Source organism: Dellaglioa sp. CoH-57-MRSF-19, from assembly GCF_056781975.1.
Genome location: NZ_JBXAXW010000075.1, coordinates 1 through 609, shown reverse-complemented (window position 1 = coordinate 609; position 609 = coordinate 1). Strand labels below are relative to the sequence as shown.

General features: G+C 58.9%; 1 protein-coding gene. It reads left to right on the top strand.

Annotated features, from left to right (window positions below):
* Positions 1-609, top strand: a 609-nt coding sequence (locus AC1RO3_RS08285) for a hypothetical protein (RefSeq protein ID WP_481763971.1), incomplete at both ends; no start/stop codon positions are given.

Sequence of the window (609 nt, the reverse complement as noted above, 5' to 3'; positions counted from 1 at the left end):
AAGGTACGCTGGTCCCGAACCATGTGCCGTACTATCAAGTGCGGAATACGGCTCCGGGTTTTGCGTGGCTTGGTCAGTTTCTGGAAACGCGGTTGCTGCGTGCCACTTGGTACGCGACAGCCGTCGCCACGCTCTCGTGGAGTATCAAGCAGGACATGCGTGCGTTCCTGAATCGCACGTGCGATGAACCGGAGGCGGCAGTGAAGTTTATGCTGCATGACTTTGGCGCACGTGGTGCATCGTCGGCCCAGACGGCAGCACTTGGTGGCATGGCCCATCTTGTGAACTTTATGGGCACCGACACGGTACCGGCACTGGTCGCGGCTCGTCGTTACTATGATGAGTCGGTCGCAGGCTTCTCGATCCCGGCCATGGAGCACTTCACGGTGACTGCATGGGGCCGCGATAATGAGGCCCGCGCTTTCTCGAACATGATCGACCAGTTCGGCGGTGAGGGGCGTGTGTACGCATGTGTCTCGGATGCCTACGACATCTACAATGCCGTGGACAACATCTGGGGCAAGCAGTTGAAGGATAAGGTCTTGTCGAAGGGTGGGCGCGTTGTGATTCGCCCTGACTCCGGCGATCCGGTATCCGTGGTGCTGTACT